Raw genomic sequence first — 21234 nt, 5'->3', positions numbered from 1 at the left:
ATCAAATAAGACAAAACTCGTTATTACTCTCATTAGAAGGAAATCTGAGCTCCCAAATTGAATACACGCTGAACCGGATAGCCCAAACCATTTCCACCCATTTCAGGATCCCACAATTTGAAAGGACTGAATGTTAGCAGATTCGTACCACTGAAATAGATACGAAGGTTCTTTACAAAGGCTTTTTTAACCACATTGGTCGGAACAGTATATCCAAACTCCAATGATTTCAAACGCAAGAACGAACCATTGCGCATAAACCAGGTAGACGGTTTCTGATTATTCTCTACAGCTTCATAAGATAAACGTGGCCACAAAGCATACAGATTACGATTATCTTCAGACCAGTGATCATCTGCATACGCTTTTAACAAAGCATTCTGTCCGTTGAGGAAAGGTAGAGTTCCGTTATCCGTTGATGTGTCGATCCAGAATGATTCACGAGCCAATCCCTGAAAGAAGAAAGACAAATCCCATTGTTTATATCCTCCGGATAGACCGAAACCATACACAATTTCCGGACTGGTCGGATATCCCATCGGTACCATATCCAATTCGGTAATCTTACCATCGTTATTGATATCTTTATATTTGATATCACCGGCCATATAATTACCAAACTGAGTCGGCGAATTGCGGATATCTTCTTCATCTGCAAACAAACGTTCAGCTACATAACCGAAATTCTGATTTAGGGAAGTCCCCAGTTTAGATTTCCAGGGGGTATCGCTGTAATCCGGTTCTTCATAGGCTGTAAACTCACTGGTCGCATAAGTGAAATTGGCCATCCCCGTCAACCAGGCATCATTATTGATCATGTGGTTATAGTTCAACGACAGATCGATACCACTACTTTTAGCTTTTCCCACATTAGCCATTACATCGGCCTGAAGTCCCATAGTAGTAGGAATAGAAGCACGTGACATTAGAATATTCCAACGAGATTCCATAAAATAATCTGCTTGCAATTCTAACTTATCAAACAATCCTAACTCTACACCCATGTTTGTTTTCCGGGCAGTCTCCCAGGTTATATCTTCGTTCGGATAACGAGAAATCGAAACACCATTCAACGTACGTCCTCCAAAATTCCCGTAGGTACCGAACGACGATTGCTTACCATCGCTATTCATATTTACTTCCGAGATATAGAAAAAGCGGTCTTCAGGTCTACCAATCGCATCGTTACCGGATAATCCGTGAGTAACTTTCAGTTTCAATTTATTAATCGTTTTCTTCAGATCGTCATTCCAGAACGCTTCACTGGAAACAAGCCAACCAAGTCCCATTGAAGGGAAGAAACCAAAACGTTCTTTTTTTGCAAAACGTTCGGAACCGTTATAACCAAAGTTTGCTTCAAGGAAGTAACGCGAATCATAAGCATAAGTAGCACGACCGGCAAAGTTCACATTGCGTGAAGGTAATGAAAGTTGTAATGTATTGGCGTCGGAAGTCAGGGATTGACGAAGTGTGAAAACCAACATAGCACCGACAGCATGCTTTTCATTATAAGTTTGACTCCAGTTAGCTGCTGTTTCAAAATAAGTTGTAGAACTAACAACTTTATTACCGGGAACAAAGTCTAATGTTTCCCGCCCATCCTGTTCGTTAAGAGGTGCTAAAATATAGGTATCTTCCAACTTATTATATGAGCCTATCCTATAAAAGAATGGTATATATTGACGAGAGACATCAAAATAGCCATATCGGTTCGTATTAAACATAGCACGAAGAGACAGCCCTTCCGTGATAAAATCCAGATTCTGCTTCACTTCGAACTGAGCTGCCATCTGAGATGTCTGCGTATCTTTATATCCTTTCAGCATATCCGCGTATGGGTTGTTGTACTGTCCCTTATCTGCATTACCGAATAATATATGTTTGGTATATTGATTGGCTTTATCTGCCGGATAAGAAGGAGCGAATAAAACGGGGTTAGTACGCATAACTTTAGCGAACAGTTGATCGCCACCATCTATCGGTCCGGTATAGTCATCAAATGCGCCACTCAAACGAACGACTGCTTCTGTTGTTTTAGTAACATTGATATTTACATTGGCACGAAGCATATATCGTTTCAGGTTGATATTATTATTGAAACTACTCTTTTTATCGACATTCAATACACCCTTATCCGAAATATAACTACCGGCAATGTAATAGCGAGCTACTTTACCACCACCACTTACGTTAAAGTTGGCACGGTAGTTGAACGTATTTTTCTTGAACAGTTCGTTATACCAGTCCGTAGCCGGATAAGCGTACGGATTCACACCGGCAATCGTATTATCTATCTTCTGTTGCGAATAAGGTAGTGCTCCCATCGGGTTACGTGTCAATACGGCTTCATTATGAAGGCGCATATAAGTTATCGGATCGGCTAATTCCACCATTTTCGTTGGCTGTGACATAGAACCTTCCAATCGGACACTGACCTGTGCAGCCCCTTCCGCTCCTTCTTTCGTTGTAACCAAGATAACGCCATTCGCACCACGAGAACCGTAAAGGGCAGTTGCTGTGGCATCCTTCATAATAGAGAAAGAGGCAATATCGTCCGGTTGAATACGGGATAATTCCGTTGTGGTAACTTCATTATTATCAATAAGAATAAGAGGATCTTTTTTATAACCGAAAGTAGTCACACCACGAATAAAGAACTCGGCATTATCTTTTCCCGGTTCACCACTTCGTTGATAGGCAATCACACCGGCCAAACGACCGGCCATTGCTGTAGTCAGGTTACTGGAAGGAACTTTTAGTTCCGATGGATTCAAAGTAGTAATAGATCCGATAACACTTTCTTTCTTTTGTTTGGCAAAAGCGACAACGGTCACTTCCTCCAGTTCATCTGTTTTAGGTCTCATCGTGATTATAAGATCTTTCTTATCCTTGACCGTTATAATCTGATCTTCCATACCCAAATAAGAAACAGTTAGTTTTTCACCAATCGAAACACTGATCACAAACGATCCGTCGATATCTGTGGCAACACCTCTCGTACCACCTACAAGAACTATATTTGCACCGGGAAGAGGCTCTCCCATATCATCTATTACTTTTCCTTTTAAATTAAAGGTTGTCTGACTTTGATTCGGTATTATCCCACTTGAAGCCGATTTGCCCCTATCTACTCCTATATTAACCGATGCGAAAGATGTTGTATAGCTAAAAGCACATAGAATAGTTAGGGATACAGCTTTTCCTTTTATATTACTGTATATAGATTTATTCATTATATTGATATTAAGTTTAACAATTAAATATGTTAATTATTGATACAATTAAATAGGTTCATTTTATGTCTTCATAAGCAATTATATTAATGTTACTGACTCTTAGTTCTAGTGGAACTATGGTTAATAGCACAAACACAGGAAGAGACTATTCATTGTATTTCAACGCATTAATCATTTTACACATCATTAACACATAAAGATTCAGTTGATCAAGTAATTGTTTTCAGGATAATTTTTGGAACATAATTAAGGATAGTGCCAGTTTTATTATATTAAATATCATTTTTGTAACTTGTGATTTTTATTTAATACGGATATTTGTAACAATTAACAATCCGGATTAAATTAACATAGTTCCACTAGAACTGAGGATACCTTTAAACAACAAATATGAAAATGCGAAAAAATATGGCAATAGGAAATTCCGGTTATATCCGCAAATAGCTTACATTATAAAGAGATGAGCCTTTCTTTTATAATGCAAGAATAACTTTTCCATGCCCGGAGAGGGGAACAAGGGGGATGTTAAAGTTAGTTGGATAAGCACCGGACCATCTATCAGTAGGCTTTGGATAAAATATCTATCCTTTGAAATGTTAAGACCTGACTTTTGAGTTTTAAATAAAGGACTTTTGATTTCAAAATAAGGGACTTTTAATTACAAAACATATATGTTTTGTTCAGGATAAACTTATAGCCTTTTGTTCCTCCAATTTCCCTTCCAGAGATAAAAGAACGAAATCAGCAACATCCCGTTATAAACATGTTCGGTTGTCCAGCAAACAGCGACATCGGCATGCAACCAGATACCGACCAGAAATGTATAAGCCACATACACAAAGATACTAGCCATATCTATCATCAGTGCCGACTGTGTATTCCCGGTTCCCGACACACTAAAAAAGTAGATAAAAGCAGGAACGGCCAATATATAAGAAGAAAGCATCACCCAAAGAGAAGGAGTCGAACTCTGTATCAGGTCCGGATTATCCGTATAGATGCGCAAAACCAAATCCGGGAACAAGGCGATCAATATAGCTAACGGCAGCACGAAGAAATAACAAAGCCGTATCATACGTCCGCATAATCCCAGAACCTGATCCGATTTACCGGAACCGATCAGGTTACTGACCAAAGAGCTGGATGTGGAAGCAAACGCATTCACAAACATAAAAAGAAAAGAAGAAATACTCCTCACCACATTCGTAACAGCCAACGGACGTTCTCCCTGATGCTCCATCACCACAAAGAAGATAAACCACCCCACGAATGCAATGCCATGCTGTACCATAATCCAGACAGACACATTCAATATTTGTTTGAGCATCCTGAAATCGATCCCCACAAAACTGAACATCGCATATTTCTTATAATCGATCTTCTTCCAGGTATAAATAATAAAGAACAGGACCGACACCGCCTCTGAAATAGAGGAAGCAATCGCCGCACCGGCAATTCCCAATGCAGGAAAACCGAACTTACCAAATATCAGGATATAATTCAGGACAACATTGGTCAATACCATCACGACTGAGTTGGCAGTCAATATCTTTGTCTTGGTAATACCCACATAAAACGCCCTGAACATGACGGCAATAAAAGAGAAGAAAAAGCCATACACACGCCAGTCGACATAACTCATGGTAGCCCGATATACATCGTCCGAACCAATCAGTTTCCGAAGGATCAACGGAGAATACAAATGAGATGCGGTAAATAAAACCGCCGCAAGTAACAACAGAAAAAGTGTCCCTTGCATGAAGACCGGACCGATCCGTGTATAATCGTGAGCACCGTTACGCCGGGCAATCAGAACCTGTGCTCCGACACTGAAGCCGAACCCCAACATATAAATAACCAGGTAATACACACCGGCCAATGCCGATGCACCTAATTCAACCTCTCCTACCCGACCCAAATAAGCCGTGTCGGTCAACCCGATCATGTGTTCCATCAGCAAACTGATAAGTACAGGATAGGTAATCTGCCAGATTTGTTTATTCGTAAATTGCATAAAGGATATTCAAAAGGGCTGCAAAGGTAGTAATAAGAAGTTTTCCACACAATATAACGGATAAATATCCGTTTATCAATTTGTCATTACTATGCCGGATAAATCGGATTAATATACCGGGTAAATGAAAATACCCCCGCGGGTAATATTTTTTAACGTATTAAAATGACAGAGAAAAAAGTAAATATATAACATAAAGATAGAACGATGAATTTCAAAATATTCCTGACATTCCTTATGACCGTCTGCTTTTGTAGTTGTAACGGACAAAATACGAACGCAAACAATATCACGGATGCGACTCCGATGCCTGTTAACCGGTTTGATAAAGCGTTGTATGAACTGATTTGTTCCGATGACACCACGCTCAATCAGCAGTTATTAAATCAATATCCTCAAATGACAGAGATTCTGGGGAAAGGTATTCTGAATATGCAGTCACCGGATCTGCCCGGCTTTTTCACCAAGTTGGAAAACTTTTATTCGGAGCCGACCCTGAAAAAGCTCTATGCGGATGCTATTGCAAAATACGAATCGGTAACAGAGATGGAACAATCACTTGGTAATGCATTTGCCTGGGTACATGAAAAATTTCCAGCAATGCAGATTCCGGCTTTATATATGCACATTTCTGGTTTAAATCAGAATGTGCTGGTCGGAGATAGCCTATTGTCTATTTCCATCGATAAATATATGGGGCAGGATTATCCGCTATACCAGGATTTTTTCTATGATTATCAACTTCGCAAAATGCAACCGTCACATATAGTTCCCGATTATGTCGCAGGTTGGCTGATGTCCGAATATCCTTTCACCGGCAAAGAGAATGTACTACTCGACCGGATGGTCTATGAAGGTAAGATCAAATATCTGGTTTTATCTGCCTTACCGGATATGTCTCCCGCCCAATTGTTCGGTTACACGGACGAAGCATGGGAATGGTGCAAAAACAATGAAGCAAATCTTTGGAAAGCGATTGTCGAACGTAAACATTTGTACACACCGGATCAGATGGCTACTACAAAATATTTTGAAGATATGCCCGCACAATTCCTGGCAAGCGATGCTCCCGGCAATATCGGAAGCTGGGTAGGACTGCAAATCATTCTGAAGTATATGAATGAAACCAATGCAACCCCCGAAGCACTGATGAAAAACGAAAATGCACAGGATATACTAACTCTATCCAAATATAAACCATAAGACATAAAAAAACCGCCCTATTCTCACGAACAAGACGGATAACCTAATCTAACTTAATTCTAATACCATGAAAAACACTATATCTTAATAACAGGGGTTGAAGAAAAAAGTTCAACGAACCTGTTTATTTTTATTTCTTTCACAAAGTAAAGATCGTGCGAAACCAAAAGCACTGTACCATTGTAGTCCTTGATGGCCGTTGTTATTATACTAACACTCCGGATATCCAAATTGTTCGTTGGTTCATCCAAAACAAATATATCCGGCGTGCTATTACTGACCATCAGGCAGCAAATAGCAAGCCTCATCTTCTCCCCTCCGCTTAATTTTGAACAGTTTTTATCCCATGTGCCGACCGGAAAAAGGAAACGGCTCAGGATCATTTTTAACTCATGCTCCGGTTTGGCAAACAGGTTGAATTGCTCCAACTGTTCAAAAACCGTCAGGTGAGGTTTCACGATCGAATATTCCTGGTCGATATATACATATTTGAAGTCTGCACGGGTAATTGTTCCCTCAGTCGGTTCCAATTCGCCCAGCAACAACTTCAGCAATGTCGTTTTTCCCGCTCCGTTATTTCCGCTGAACTGGATACGGTCGCCACTCCGAACCTGCAGGTTCAACGGTTCTTTCCATAAACCATCCTGATCATAGCCAAAGTTCATATCCTTTACAGTGATCAATGTTTTACCGGTATGAAGATTGGGGGAATTGAAATCCGTTTTCATCTGTTTCATATCCGGCAGCGTGTTCTGGATATCCGTAATGGTGGAATTGATCGACCCCATTTTCTCATCGTGTATATCCTTCAATTTAACGGTACTTTGTTCGGCATGCTGTTTCATGGCTCCCATCATTATCCGGGGAATGCCTTTCTTTATGGCGGCTTTCTCCCCTCTTACACTCGATTTGCTCTTTCTTTCAAGTGTTTCCCGGGCAATCTTCTTTGCTAACCGCAACTCTTTTTCTTTCTCGCTCAATTGATTCTGCAAGGCTGTCAATGCGACCTCTTTCTGTTCTTTATAAAAGTCGTAATTTCCACCATACAATGTAATCTTACTTCTTTCCAGTTCACAGGTGTAAGGCAGCAGGTTGAGCAGTGTCCTGTCATGGCTGACAATAAGCATGGTGGCACGGCTCGACTCGATAAAGCTATAAAGCTTCTTTCTGCTATTTACATCCAGATGGTTGGTCGGTTCGTCCATCAGGATGATCTCAGGAGAATGTATCTGAATACCGGCTAAATACACTTTCGTCTTTTCACCGCCGCTCAATGTACTCATCGATTGGTCCAGCCGGATATGTTCCAATCCCCAGGAGGAAAGGGCGGCCAGGCTTCGTTCTTCAATATTCCAGTCATCATCCAGAACGGTAAAATTATCGGCCGACGCATCTCCCGCTATAATGGCATGTAATGCATTGATTTTGGATTCGACCAACAAGGCTTGTACCACAGTCAACTGATCGTATTGACCGAAATGTTGCGGCACATAATAGGGTTTGGAAGAACAAACGACCTCCCCGGAGGAGGGTTTCAGACTTCCTTCAATAATACGTAACAAAGTTGATTTACCGGAACCGTTATTTCCCACTAATGATAATTGCTCCCCTTTGTTTACCGTCAAACTGATATCTTGAAATAGTGGTTCTTTATCCGCATGGATATAGCAAAGTTGTTGTACTGATATGCACATAGTCTATCTGCTTTAAAAATGTTAGAAACTAAAATCTGGAAATAAAAAATGCGCCAGGATACAGCGCAGGACATAGCCGGAAGGTTATACAGAAACTTACTCCCGTTCGGATCGGGAGCTACTCATAAATATGTTCTGAAACCGGCTTACTTGGATATTTTCATCGGTGTATTTATAAAATTATGGGGCAAAGATAGGTATTTTTTCAGAATAACCAAATCAATTGTATAGCTATTCGGATTACTGACAAATATCTAAAAATAAAAAACTCAATCAAGTCGTTTTTTTTCAATTAAAATACAATTTTCTAAAATAAATAACTATTTTTATCACCAAGATTCGGGTAATAAATTGAAAAAACAGCTAATTACACCTTAAACACGCTAGTTATCAAAACTTTACTCAATTAGTAAATTTCATACACTGAAACAAATACCGTATATTATGAAAAAGATTAAGGCCAATGACTATTTGTATTCAAAGTGGATTAACCTCTTTTTATTAATAATCTGCTTTATTGTATATTATCCTATCTTGAGGAATAGTTTTCTGACAGGATAGGATGACCAATGGATGGTGTTCAGCCATTATACGGAAAATGGATGGACAATCGACAATCTATGGCATATTGGATGCGTTTTTTTAGTTTTTTACTATGACTACTATGTTATCTCCGTTATATCAAGGGTCAAAAGATCACATATGCAGGAGGTGGTGCCGTTATAACCTATAAAGGGAATACTTGGGAATGTAATGATGGTTGGAATCCATTTTGCACAAAAGACTGTAGAGCTAATTAAATGTAATTTCGAACAAATCAGAGGATGTACAAAAGGAGGATAATACTTTTAGCGCATCCTCTTAAAAATATAACAAATATGAAAAAATGGTATCTACAAAATATGATTTTAGGTTTAGGAATAGGCTTTTTGTGTTTTGGTTGTCAAGAAATCAGAATGAAAAACAGACCTTTCCCTACTGTCAGTTTAGATAGTATAACCGTAATTCCGGTAGAAGAAGATAAATTTGAAATTATAAAAGTAACAAATAACATCAAAGAACCGGTTCCATCGTCTGAATTGATTGAAGAATTCCATTATGTTCCGCTAGAAACAACAGATGAATCTCTATTTGCCTATTGCACCAACATTGGATTTTATGATAATAAAATCTATGCATTCGACAGACTTGGAACAGAGAAGCTTTATATTTTTGATAACAAAGGAAAGTTCTTAAAGGCCTTGGGAGAAAAAGGTGGTGCTCCTTTCGAATTCTATTTACCAAAAGCATTTGCAATCGACACAAAACAACAACAAATTGTCATTTATGACAATCAAAAAAGAAAATGGATGAAATTTTCCCTAGATGGAAATTATATAGCATCCCATGATGTTCCTTTTAGAATAGGACGCAATTTTCAAATTCTTCCTAATGGTGAATATGTAACAGCCACAGATAAAGGGGACCGGAACAACCATTTAGGGCAATATAGCGAATATAAAATTTTATATACTGACAGCTTAGGACACTTAAAAAAAGCAGCCTGTACTTATTCAGAAACAGTTCACTCATCTTTGGGATACGATCCTTTAAGTCGGAAAAGAGATGAAATTTTATATACCCCTATGTATCTCAATGAAGTATATACTGTAACAGATACGGCTTTATACATGAGGTATAAATTCGATTACAGTGATTTTACTCCTTTCGAAAAGAATAAAATGGGAACATTTGAAAGTTACGATGATTTTAACAATTATCTATTAGCTCATACTTATCTATTTATTTATGCTGAGAATGATACACATATTCTGTTTGTGACATGCGACAAACAAGACAGGCGTTTTGTTTCGTTTTACGACAAAAGAAGTAAAAAAACAGTAAATACTGCAGGATTTTACTATGATACGGATTTTTCCATGGAATTTTCAAGCGGCATATACAGTTATAATGATTATTTCGTAGCCTTAGTTCCTCCTACAACCCTGAAAGGATTGAAACAACATATAGATGAAATAACTCATTATTCAGCAAAAGAGGAAAATATGAGATTATTCGAGAATATAAAAGAGGATGATAATCTAGTTTTGGTATTCTTTAAAATCAAAAATTTATGAAAATAAGTTTGATCAATATAATTGTTTCAGTTATCACTTTGGCTATCGCCGCCGGCTTATTCTACAATAATCGACGGCCTTCTGATAATATTGATGATATGATGATGTTCACTCTCTTAAGAAATGCGGAAGCAAATGCCAATAATCAATGGAGAAACTTTGTTCCTGATAAAAAATTTCAAAACGACAGTTTATGTGCTTTCGTTGAAAAATTGAAAAAACCAATTTTAATGCTACGTATCAAAGAAACAAGCTGTCAAACATGCGTATCCAATGAATTAGATAAAATTAAAGAGTTAAAAGAAAATGGGATCAAATGTGCATTATTGGTAACTTATAGTCCATCCATAATAAAAAAATTACTGAGAGCAAAAAAGTGCAACAATATTACGATTTTTCATATACCGAATGATTGTTTATATGATAATTGGTATATAGAACAATATGAAGCTCCTTATTATTTTGTTTTACATCCAAACAAAATGGCTTCTGACTTCTTCCTTCCCGAAAAATCAAAGCCGGAACTTACAGATTTTTATATCAAAAGTGTAGCTTCACTATTTTATGCAGGGAACTCGTTAGCTAACAAAAAATATTTATAATTATGAAGAAGAAAGGCTCAATTATTCTTTGCATCATATTATGTACAATAGTTTGGTGTTGTTCTCATTATCAATTTAATTTTTGTAGAAATGCAACTATTACTATTGGAGATAATAAAAACGATTCTCTCAATAATAGAATAATACTTATGTTCCCTGAATTGGATTCCATATGGAAACCTACGTATCAATACGCTGTTATTATACCGTCAGATACAACAATGAACATGTATTACCAACTGATACAACTTTTAAATAAGAATGAGTCATACACAAAAAACAATACATTCATAATCTGTCAAGAAGTTGATAAAGAGAGTATGGAAGAAGCTGTTCCGGGATATTCAGTCTTTGTCTCAGACTTTATAGCTGATAACAGATACTGCCAAGAGACTTGTTTTTATATGGTTTGGAAAGAGGATAAGAAATATCTGCTAACAAAGAAAGAGATTTGAACATGAAAATAGGAATATAGTCGTGTTCAATAGTCCGTCAAATCCACAACTGTTATTGGTCAAACGTATTGTACAAGTGATTGAAAAAGGTGATACATTGATAATTAATCGGAACACTCTACCTTTATATCGGTCATTAATCATTCGCGAAAACAATAAAGTTTCTGAATTAAAATCTCATATAATTATTAATGGGAAACATGTTTCCTTTTACACACCTAAACAATCTTTTTATTTCATGGAAGGGGATAATCACGACAATTCACATGACAGCCGTATCTTCGGTTTCATTCCGGAAGAAGCTATTATCGGAAAATCCGACTTCGTTCTATTTTCATTGACTCCCCAAAAAAGTTTTTGGAAATCAATTCGCTGGGAACGCATATTAGGACAATTGAGATAAAGAATAAAAAAACCGTAAAATACACGATATTATCAGCAGGATCAATGCGATTCCTGCTAATATTTTATTTGTCACCGTTGCCCCTAAACAAGCCAATGCGTAGCACTATCGGATATTTTTTACATTCCTCATTACCCTTTCAATGGCGTCATCCATCTGGGCGATCGACTCCAGGCCAAGCGTCATACAGTGTAAATTGCTCCCGGTAACAGCAAACCGGATCGAACGTTCGCGTTCATCATCTGCAACATGCTTTCCTTCACCGAATATTTTCATTCCCATGATACCTTTTCCATTCTCCCGGGCCTTCCCTAAAAGAACATTCACATCTTCGGGTGTTCCGTCCATATGGCTCTGGAAAGGATTCAGACGGGCCAGAATAATATCGCACCACGGATTATCGGCTGCTTCCTTCATAGCCTCCCAGTTATGGCAAGATATTCCGACAGCCTTCACAATACCCTCTTCTTTTGCCTGGGCAAGACCGTCCATATAGAATTTACGTGTTTCAGGCCAGTCGCCGCTGGTCATGCAATGCATCAGTAAGATATCGAAATATTCGGTACCGGCTTCCTGACGGAAACGGTCGAGGGTTTTCCTGACCGGTTCTCTTTTCTCCGATCCATCATCATACGTCCACATCTTTGTCATCAGAGTTACTTTTTCACGAGGCAGTTCTTTTAAGGCCTTACCCACGAAAGGCTGGGAACCGTACATATCGGCCATATCGAAGAAACGGATTCCCCTTTCATAGCCGTGATGAGCCAGTTTCAGGAAATTATCCATTCCGATACGGGTTTGGTTGGATTCATAATTCCATCCTTTCGTTCCGGTACCCAAAGCGATACGGGAAACTTCCAGTCCTGTTTTGCCTAACTCCACTTTATCGACCGTCACATCGGAAGGAAGTACCCGCTGCATATCAGCCCAACCAACCTGTGCCAGCGACAAACCAGCTACTCCGGCAACACCTGTCCGGATAAATTTTCTTCTGTTCATCATTTTTATGTTGCTCATGGTAAAAGAATATTGAGTATTATTTTCGTGAATACAGATTAAGGATTTCACAAAAATAATACTATTTACCTAATTACCCGAACTTTAACAGAAAAGAGTGAATAATCAAGATATATCAGGAAGGATTGTGATCAGGTCCTCATTTTCCTCTACCAAATAAAAGGCTGTAAAAACCAACGGTTCTGTCTCCGAAGCGTTATCAAAATGAAGTACCGGCTGATCCCTGGGTTCGAAGAAAGCTTCGCCTGTTTTTATTATCATCGGATCTCCTCCTTTCAACTGGAACAGAAGGGCCCCGGAAACGATACATCCTACCACCGGGCAACGATGTAAATGATAATCAGCTTTTCCTGCAGGAGGAAGAGTTACTTCTTTTATCTCAACTCTCGACACGGTCTGCTTTGAAAAACAGGCTGTCAACAAATCTCTTCTGAATACTTTTTCTTGTACCATCTTTCTATGTTTTTAATTATATGGCAAAGAAAGAGTGAAAGAGCGACTATTTCATTGACCTATGTTAAGAGATTTGATCCGGCTCAAAGATTCCGGTTTGATTCCTAGGTAAGAAGCGATATGATACTGTGCTACATGTTGTTCTATACCGGGATAGTTTTTTACTAACAATCGGTATCTTTCCAAGGCTGAATCCTTCAAAAGAGAAGTTTCCTTGACACATTTCTTCACAAACAGGGTATCGGCAATGTGTTTTCCAAACTTAAACCATAAAGGAGATTCATTTGTCAAAAGTTCAAAATTCGCATATGAAAGACTGCTAAGCGTTGTATCTTCCAATGCCTGAATAGCTCCTACGCTCGGTTCTTTTCGCAGAAAACTCCGATAAGAGGTGACAAAAGAACCTGGGACATAAAAGTCGCTTATAAACTCCTCTCCATCCTGTTCACGGAATGACCGTAACACACCTTCTTCCACTACTCCGATAAAAGTACAAACCTGTCCGGTCTTCAGAAGATATTCTTTTTGGGGAAGTTGTTTCTCTTCTAATAGTTCTGTCAGTCTATCATAATAGCCAGCCGGAAGATCTAGTTCTTTTATAATGAGTTCCAATTGTTTCATTCTATACTAAATAGTTATATATATATATTATAATGTACACACGTAATCTATAAAGTGAAAAACGATTTGAGAGGATACAGATTATGGGGTCGGTCCTAATCAGATTTGGATGTTGCTTTTCTCTTGAAAGAAATGTGACCAAAAGATCAAGACCTCAACTAATAAGCGTCCGCTTTGTCTTTCATTGGAACAGCGAAGCCGGTGCAGCCCTGATCTTTTGACCATTTTCCATCAAATAAAAAGTAGTTTTATCTTAAAATAACCAAGACATTCATCGGTCCATGTGCACCGAACACCAATGCCTGTTCTATATCGGCTGTTTTGGACGGACCGGAGACAAAAAAGCCATATTTATAGTCTGTACCTTCCACCCGCTTATAAGCTTCATGCATATTATTAACCAAATCTTCCTTATTGATAAGGATCACCAATCCGGTCGAGATGAAATAAAGTGCTTTATGTTTTACTTGCTGCGTAATCCATACGGCACCATTCTCGGCAACCCCGAAACAACCCTCCACAATAGCAAGGTCTGTATTATTCAATTCCCTGGGGTCGGATACCGAATCAGGATCGAAAGTGGCACAAGTTATTTCAGACAGATTCGACGCAATACGTTTCGCGTCAGGAAAATGTTTCCGGATCAGCTCATTGATATCTTCCCCCGCTTGCAGAACAACGGCCGCACCACCCGCAGCCTTTAACGATTCGGAAAACTGTCCGGTTTTATCTTCATAATGAATGGCATCCAATGTGATTTCCGGCTGCTCGTAACGAGTACCGGTATGACTACGGATACGGGATAATATAGATTCTTTACTACTCATTCTTTCCTATGTTTTTACAGGCAGGCAAACCCTACCCCTACGGTTTTTGTATCTTGTTTTTCTTCCACATATCATTGAACGATTCTTTGGCAAAGGTCGGTAACTCACGCCCCTTTCCCCAGGCATTCAATCCATTATAGATCATAAAACGAGGTGATTTATTTACCAGAGGAGCAAACTTCAACGCTGTATTGAACAGTGCCGGACGCTCCATCAGGAACTTCATACCGCCCGACATTACTTTCTTCTCCGAGCTGGCTTTTCCAATCTTGTCCAGATCCTGACGCCAACGGTAAATCTGTTCGCCCAGGTCTATCTTTACAGGACAGACATTTGAACAGGATAAACACAGGGAACAAGCCGAAACATTATCAGAATACTCTTCCGGATTTTTCAACATGCCCAGATTGATACCGATCGGACCGGGTATAAAATAGGTATAGGAATAACCGCCAGTCCGACGATATACCGGGCAGGTGTTCATACATTCGCCGCAACGGATACAATTTAGCGTACGGATATGATCCGGCTTTGCCAGAATATCACTACGTCCGTTATCTACGATGATTAGATGAAACTCACCGCCATCCTGAGGTTTACGGTAATGAGAAGTATAAGAGGTTATCGGCTGTCCGGTACCGGAACGGGCAAGCAGGCGGGTAAAGACGCCCAAAGCCTCCTGGTTGGGAACGATCTTCTCCATCCCGAATGTAGCGATATGGACTTTAGGGAATGAAGTCCCCATATCTGCATTTCCCTCATTGGTACAAACCACAATCTCACCGGTCGAAGCAACAGCAAAGTTGGCTCCCGTCATAGCAACATCAGCCGTCAGGAATTTTTCACGCATATTCTTACGAACAGCATGTGTCAGATAAGTTGGATCTGAATTGCCTTTCTCCGTACCCAGGACACGTTCCATCATCTCGCCCACCTCCTGGCGTTTGATATGGATGGCAGGCATCACGATATGGCTCGGATGAAGGTGCATCCATTGAAGGATACGTTCACCGAGATCACTCTCGACGATGTCATACCCCTTACTGAACAGATACTCATTCATACCGCATTCTTCCGTCAGCATGGATTTGCTCTTGATCAGCGTATGCGCATTATGCTGCTGAAGGATCTTTTCGACGATCTCATTATGCTCTTTCGCATCTTTCGCCCAATGTACGATGGCTCCGTTGGCTATGGCATTCTTTTCAAACTCTTCCAGCAACGTATCCAAATGGCTGTTGGAATACATTTTGATATCACAGGCCAACTCACGCAAACGCTCCCATTCGGGAAGCGAATGACTCATCTTATCTCTTTTGACACGTACCATCCAAAGGGTCTCATCGTGCCAGGCTTCCTGTTTCCTGTTAGCTATGAAACGGGCAGCTGCTATTGAATGTTTCGTACTCATAATCCTGCGGCTAATATTTGAGTGATATGAATGGTCTTTATCGGCAGGTGTTCACGCTCGATGACACCCTGCATATGCATCAGACAGGAACTATCGGCTCCGGTGATATATTCGGCCCCGGTACTCATATGGTCTTTCACCTTGTCATGTCCCATACAAACAGAGACTTCCGGCTCTTCGACGGCAAACATTCCTCCGAAACCGCAACATTCGTCGATGCGCTTCGGTTCGAGTATCTCGATGCCTTTTACCAACTGCAACAGATCACGCAGTTTGGAAAAGTATGGGATATTCATTTCGCTGGGGGATGACAGATGCAACTCGCGCACCCCGTGGCAACTGTTATGAATACTCACTTTATGGGGGAAAACAGAAGGCAGTTCTTCCGGTTTCACTACATCATGCAGAAACTCGCAGATATCGTATATCTTACTGCTGTTCTGACAAACATGTCCGGCCTTTTCCAGGATGCCGGGATGATTCTCTTTTACGAATGCAACACAACTGGCAGACGGTCCGACCACATAGTCGTACTGTTTAAATAAATCTTCCATACGGAGAGCCAGTTTCAGGGATTCGTTTTCAAAACCGGCATTTGCCATCGGCTGGCCGCAACAAGTCTGGTCTAAAGGATAATCGACGTCCAGGCCCAAATGCTTCAAGAGTTTGTAGGAGGCTACGCCAACCTCCGGATACACCGCGTTGATATAACACGGGATAAATAGTCCTATCTTCATATTGGTTGAATTATAACATAAGTATAACTGTTCTCTCTTAAGATATGTTTTCCAACGAACTACAAAATTAAAATAACTTCTTAACTATTCTCCATATATTTGTGCAACTAAAGCTAATAAATTTAAATGGATATTTTAATTTTATGTGTAAACCCATATCATCGGTTTCCACACCATCCGAAAGGATGATTCAGCTTCTGTAAAGTTATATAAACCATTTGCTGTAATTCTGTTTTGATATCTCATGCGGTGTAAAATATTATACTTACATTTGTCGCATAGTATAAACAACTTAATCTATAATCTTTATGACAACAAAGCCTTACAAAAATGAGAACAAGCCATCCGACAAGGTTTCCGAACCTATAGCATCTTATGCCAACCCGGAAAAGACCAGCATAATAGAAACCTATTGGGGATTATTGAAGAACCTCAGTACAGACATAAAGCTAAAACTAATAGCTAGACTTTCTAACTCTATCCTGGATGATAAAGCAAAAGAAGAATACAAAGATTTGCCAGATAAATTTTATGGAGCATGGGAAGATGATAAAAGTGCCGAAGAGTTAATCAACGAAATACGTAACAGCCGGGTATTAGGGACACGACATATAGAATCCTTTGAATGATGAAAGCACAATATCTATTAGATACGAATATCTGTGTTTTCCTGTTCAGAGGTAAATACGATATCAATAAAAAGATTAGTCAGGTAGGATGGAATAATTGTTGTATATCCGAAGTGACTGTTGCAGAATTGAAATACGGAGTAGAATGTTGCTCTAATCCCCTAGCAAATGAGACTATTCTAAAAGCTTTCCTTGAGAAAATTACAATCATCCCGTTTGCCACAGCCATCGATAGGTACGCAGAAGAAAAAGCAAAATTAAGGAAAGCAGGTAAACTTGTTGATGATTTTGATTTGTTCATTGCTTGTACTGCCAGTGCTAACAATCTGGTTATGGTCACTGATAATGAAAAGCATTTTGATCGAATATCGAAACTTACTGTTATTAATTGGATTGAAAGATAAAACAAAAGGAGGATGCTGTAACATCCTCCTTTTCATTTCGTTCTTACCTATATTCCTGCCAGCTCTTAATCTGTATATCATCTACCGTCAGCGTACAGAACGCTTCGATAAAGGCACTTGCCAGACGGGCATTTGTGATAAGTGTCGTATTCAGGTCGATAGCGGCACGGCGGATCTTATAGCCGTTATCCAACTCACCGGCGGAAAGGTCACGCGGGATATTTACTACCATGTCGATCTTTTTTTCGTGGAGCATGGTGAGTGCCTGCGGCTGTTTGCCTTCCTCGCTCGGCCAGTAAACACGGGTGCTCGGGATGCCGTTCTCTTTCAGGAAACGATGTGTTCCGCCTGTCGCGAAGAGATTGTAACCCTTTGTTGCCAACATCTTGGCAGCATCCAGCATCGCCACCTTCTGTTTCGGCGTACCGGTCGAAAGCAGAATATTCTTTTCCGGGATACGCAGACCGACGGAAAGCATACTCTTCAGGATCGCTTCGGAGACATCATCGCCGATACAACCCACCTCACCGGTCGAAGCCATATCCACACCCAGTACAGGGTCAGCTTTCTGTAAGCGGTTGAAAGAGAACTGGGAAGCCTTGATACCTACATAATCGAGGTCGAACTCATTCTTATTCGGCTTTTCGACAGGCAAACCCAACATGATACGGGTAGCCAGCTCGATAAAGTTTATCTTCAGGACCTTGCTCACGAACGGGAAGCTGCGCGAAGCACGGAGATTACACTCGATCACCTTGATCTCGTTGCCTTTAGCCAGATACTGGATATTGAACGGGCCGGAGATATTCAATTCCTTCGCAATCTGCTTGCTGATACGTTTGATACGGCGAACCGTTTCCACATACAACTTCTGCGCCGGGAACTGGATCGTTGCATCACCGGAGTGTACGCCTGCAAACTCGATATGCTCGCTGATCGCATACATTACGATCTCCCCATGATCGGCTACCGCATCCATCTCCACCTCCTTGGCATGTTCGATGAACTGGCTTACTACCACCGGATGCTTCTTGCTGACGTTAGCCGCCAGTTGCAGGAAGCGTTCCAGTTCCTCCTGGTTGGAGCAGACATTCATGGCCGCACCACTCAGTACGTAACTCGGACGAACCAATACAGGAAAACCTACTTCCTCCACAAACTGATTGATATCTTCCGTACTGCTCAACTCTTTCCAGCGAGGCTGATCCACCCCGATACGGTCGAGCATGGCTGAGAACTTCTCACGGTCTTCCGCATTATCGATACTCTTGGCCGATGTTCCAAGGATATTGACATGCTGTTCGTCCAAACGCATCGCCAGGTTATTCGGGATCTGGCCTCCGGTAGAGACAATCACACCGTGCGGATTCTCCAGTTCGAGAATATCCATTACACGTTCGAATGTCAGCTCATCGAAGTAAAGACGGTCGCACATATCGTAGTCGGTCGAAACCGTTTCAGGATTGTAGTTGATCATAACGGAGCGCCAGCCCTCCTTGCGGATCGTGTTGAGCGCCTGCACACCGCACCAGTCGAACTCTACCGAACTACCGATACGGTAAGCACCCGAACCCAGCACCACGATAGAGCGTTTATCTCCCAGATAATGCACATCGCTTTCCGTTCCGCTGTAAGTCAGGTACAGATAGTTGGTCTGTGCCGGATATTCGGCTGCCAGCGTATCGATCTGTTTCACCACCGGAAGGATGCCGCGGTATTTACGGTCCTGACGAACCTGAAGGATCGCCTTTTCACCGTCTTCCATCTGATCTTTGAAGATAGCACGGGCAATCTGGAAATCAGAGAAACCTTGCTTCTTCGCCAGACGGAACAGATTGTCGGGGATATCGACTATCCGGCTGAAACTTTCCAAAGCTCCTGCGGTCTGGATAATATTATATAGTTTCTGAAGGAACCATTTGTCGATCTTTGTCAGGTCATGGATCTGGTCAATCGTATAGCCGGCACGGAAAGCCTTGCTTATCACGAAGATACGATGATCAGTCGGCTCATTCAGCGCCTTGTCGATATCCGGGATGAGCAGCTCTTTGTTTTCCACAAAGCCGTGCATACCTTGACCGATCATACGCAGACCTTTCTGAATAGCCTCTTCAAATGTGCGGCCGATAGCCATCACCTCTCCTACCGACTTCATGCTGGAACCCAGTTCGCGGGCAACGCCATGGAATTTACCCAGGTCCCAACGCGGTATCTTGCAGACCACATAGTCGAGTGCCGGTTCAAAGAAGGCACTGGTCGTTTTCGTTACCGAGTTCTTCAGGTCAAACAAGCCATAGCCTAAACCTAATTTAGCAGCGACAAAAGCCAGCGGATAACCTGTTGCCTTCGATGCCAATGCCGAGGAACGGCTCAGACGGGCATTCACCTCGATCACTCGGTAATCCTCGCTTTCAGGGTCGTAGGCATACTGCACGTTACATTCTCCCACAATTCCGATATGACGGATAATGCGGATAGCCAGTTCGCGCAGTTTGTGATAATCCGTATTGCTCAGTGTCTGTGAAGGAGCGATCACGATCGATTCGCCGGTGTGGATTCCCAGCGGGTCGAAGTTCTCCATATTACAAACCGTGATACAGTTGTCGAAACGGTCACGCACTACTTCGTATTCCACCTCTTTCCAACCTTTCAGGCTCTTCTCAACCAAGACCTGCGGAGAGAAAGAAAAGGCTTTTTCAACCAGCACATCCAGTTCTTCTTCATTATCACAGAAGCCCGATCCCAGACCACCCAGTGCATAAGCGGCACGCACGATCACCGGGTATCCCAGTTCGCGAGCAGCACGGCGTGCATCTACGATGTTTTCTACCGCTTCGCTCTTGATCGTCTTTACATCGATCTCGTCGAGCTTGCGAACGAACAGTTCACGGTCTTCCGTATCCATGATGGCCTGTACCGGAGTACCCAGCACACGCACGTTATATTTTTCAAGCACGCCGCTCTGATAGAGAGCCACCCCGCAGTTCAGAGCCGTCTGTCCGCCGAATGCCAGCAGGATCCCCTCGGGACGTTCCTTTTCGATAACCTTTTCTACAAAGAAAGGAGTAACGGGCAGGAAATAAACCGTGTCCGCAACCCCTTCTGAAGTCTGTACCGTTGCAATGTTCGGATTGATAAGCACCGTCCGGATGCCCTCTTCCTTGATGGCCTTCAACGCCTGGCTGCCTGAATAATCGAACTCGCCCGCCTCACCGATCTTGAGAGCGCCGGAACCTAATATCAGGACTTTTTTTATATCTTCTTTCATATTGACCTTATTTTTCTTGTTAACACTTTTTAGGCGCACCGACTAACCAACGTTGGTGAGCTTGCCTCACTGCCTTCGGAGAGACACTGTCGCTGCCCCCACTTAGGAGGTGTCGCTGCCGTTGGCGAAGATGCTTTGCTTGT

17 protein-coding genes are annotated in these 21234 nt (G+C 41.2%); 7 read left to right on the top strand and 10 right to left on the bottom strand.

All coding sequences use genetic code 11. The features are described 5' to 3' along the window. Positions 1 to 32: 32 nt before the first annotated feature. Both IEY67_RS17070 and IEY67_RS17065 read right to left on the bottom strand, forming a co-directional pair. Positions 33 to 3233 carry a SusC/RagA family TonB-linked outer membrane protein gene (locus tag IEY67_RS17070; protein WP_183671791.1) on the bottom strand — a complete coding sequence of 1067 codons (3201 nt, stop codon included), beginning with the start codon at positions 3231 to 3233 and terminating at the stop codon, positions 33 to 35. Positions 3234 to 3927: 694 nt separating this feature from the next. Next, positions 3928 to 5250: an MATE family efflux transporter gene (locus IEY67_RS17065; protein WP_122374556.1), complete on the bottom strand. Its 1323-nt coding sequence runs from the start codon at positions 5248 to 5250 to the stop codon at positions 3928 to 3930. 207 nt (positions 5251 to 5457) lie between these two features. Between IEY67_RS17065 and gldB the strand changes: the two genes are divergently transcribed. Then, positions 5458 to 6453 (top strand): gliding motility lipoprotein GldB, encoded by a 996-nt coding sequence (gene gldB, locus IEY67_RS17060; RefSeq protein WP_183671792.1) that lies wholly within the window; start codon positions 5458 to 5460, stop codon positions 6451 to 6453. Between the two features lie 77 nt (positions 6454 to 6530). Here gldB and IEY67_RS17055 read toward each other — a convergent pair whose 3' ends face one another. Beyond that, positions 6531 to 8147, bottom strand: coding sequence for an ABC-F family ATP-binding cassette domain-containing protein (locus IEY67_RS17055; protein ID WP_183671793.1), 1617 nt, complete (start codon positions 8145 to 8147; stop codon positions 6531 to 6533). Between the two features lie 878 nt (positions 8148 to 9025). Between IEY67_RS17055 and IEY67_RS17050 the strand changes: the two genes are divergently transcribed. Genes IEY67_RS17050 through lepB form a run of 4 tightly spaced genes read left to right on the top strand, consistent with a single transcriptional unit; the run spans position 9026 to position 11724 of the window. Next, positions 9026 to 10264, top strand: coding sequence for a DUF4934 domain-containing protein (locus IEY67_RS17050; RefSeq protein ID WP_122374560.1), 1239 nt, complete (start codon positions 9026 to 9028; stop codon positions 10262 to 10264). Next, on the top strand, positions 10261 to 10866 hold the full coding sequence (locus IEY67_RS17045) for a hypothetical protein (protein ID WP_183671794.1): 606 nt from the start codon (positions 10261 to 10263) through the stop codon (positions 10864 to 10866). Before IEY67_RS17050 ends, IEY67_RS17045 begins: the two co-directional genes overlap by 4 nt. Positions 10867 to 10868: 2 nt before the next feature. Continuing rightward, positions 10869 to 11321, top strand: a complete 453-nt coding sequence (locus tag IEY67_RS17040) for a hypothetical protein (protein WP_183671795.1) — start codon at positions 10869 to 10871, stop codon at positions 11319 to 11321. A 16-nt stretch (positions 11322 to 11337) separates the two neighbouring features. Then, positions 11338 to 11724 (top strand): signal peptidase I, encoded by a 387-nt coding sequence (gene lepB / locus IEY67_RS17035; RefSeq protein WP_183671887.1) that lies wholly within the window; start codon positions 11338 to 11340, stop codon positions 11722 to 11724. Between the two features lie 105 nt (positions 11725 to 11829). Here the strand turns inward: lepB and IEY67_RS17030 are convergent, their stop codons facing one another. The 6 genes from IEY67_RS17030 to IEY67_RS17005 all read right to left on the bottom strand — a co-directional run bounded on the left by IEY67_RS17030 (position 11830) and on the right by IEY67_RS17005 (position 16790). Further along, the gene (locus IEY67_RS17030) at positions 11830 to 12723 is read right to left on the bottom strand and encodes an aldo/keto reductase (RefSeq protein WP_183671888.1); all 894 of its coding nucleotides are present in this window, start codon (positions 12721 to 12723) and stop codon (positions 11830 to 11832) included. Between the two features lie 123 nt (positions 12724 to 12846). Next, entirely contained in the window at positions 12847 to 13194 is a 348-nt protein-coding gene (locus tag IEY67_RS17025; protein ID WP_122354120.1) for a cupin domain-containing protein, read from the bottom strand. A gap of 51 nt (positions 13195 to 13245) precedes the next feature. After that, positions 13246 to 13815, bottom strand: a complete 570-nt coding sequence (locus IEY67_RS17020; RefSeq protein ID WP_183671796.1) for a Crp/Fnr family transcriptional regulator — start codon at positions 13813 to 13815, stop codon at positions 13246 to 13248. Between the two features lie 248 nt (positions 13816 to 14063). Further along, entirely contained in the window at positions 14064 to 14642 is a 579-nt protein-coding gene (locus tag IEY67_RS17015) for a LutC/YkgG family protein (RefSeq protein WP_183671797.1), read from the bottom strand. Between the two features lie 37 nt (positions 14643 to 14679). Next, entirely contained in the window at positions 14680 to 16053 is a 1374-nt protein-coding gene (locus tag IEY67_RS17010) for a lactate utilization protein B (protein WP_183671798.1), read from the bottom strand. Continuing rightward, positions 16050 to 16790, bottom strand: a complete 741-nt coding sequence (locus IEY67_RS17005) for a (Fe-S)-binding protein (protein ID WP_122362582.1) — start codon at positions 16788 to 16790, stop codon at positions 16050 to 16052. Before IEY67_RS17005 ends, IEY67_RS17010 begins: the two co-directional genes overlap by 4 nt. A gap of 308 nt (positions 16791 to 17098) precedes the next feature. Here IEY67_RS17005 and IEY67_RS17000 point away from each other — a divergent pair, with 308 nt between their 5' ends. Both IEY67_RS17000 and IEY67_RS16995 read left to right on the top strand, forming a co-directional pair. Next, entirely contained in the window at positions 17099 to 17419 is a 321-nt protein-coding gene (locus IEY67_RS17000) for a hypothetical protein (RefSeq protein WP_229801107.1), read from the top strand. Further along, positions 17416 to 17823: a type II toxin-antitoxin system VapC family toxin gene (locus IEY67_RS16995; protein WP_229801106.1), complete on the top strand. Its 408-nt coding sequence runs from the start codon at positions 17416 to 17418 to the stop codon at positions 17821 to 17823. Before IEY67_RS17000 ends, IEY67_RS16995 begins: the two co-directional genes overlap by 4 nt. Positions 17824 to 17866: 43 nt before the next feature. On the opposite strand, the gene carB is transcribed toward IEY67_RS16995, so the two are convergent. Next, on the bottom strand, positions 17867 to 21091 hold the full coding sequence (gene carB / locus IEY67_RS16990; protein WP_183671799.1) for a carbamoyl-phosphate synthase (glutamine-hydrolyzing) large subunit: 3225 nt from the start codon (positions 21089 to 21091) through the stop codon (positions 17867 to 17869). Between the last annotated feature and the right edge of the window lie 143 nt (positions 21092 to 21234).

The sequence above is a fragment of the Parabacteroides faecis genome, assembly GCF_014647375.1.
In the GTDB taxonomy this organism is placed as follows: Bacteria; Bacteroidota; Bacteroidia; order Bacteroidales; family Tannerellaceae; genus Parabacteroides; species Parabacteroides faecis.
The sequence above is the reverse complement of the archived record's forward strand: the minus strand, read 5'-3'. Positions and strand labels throughout refer to the sequence as shown.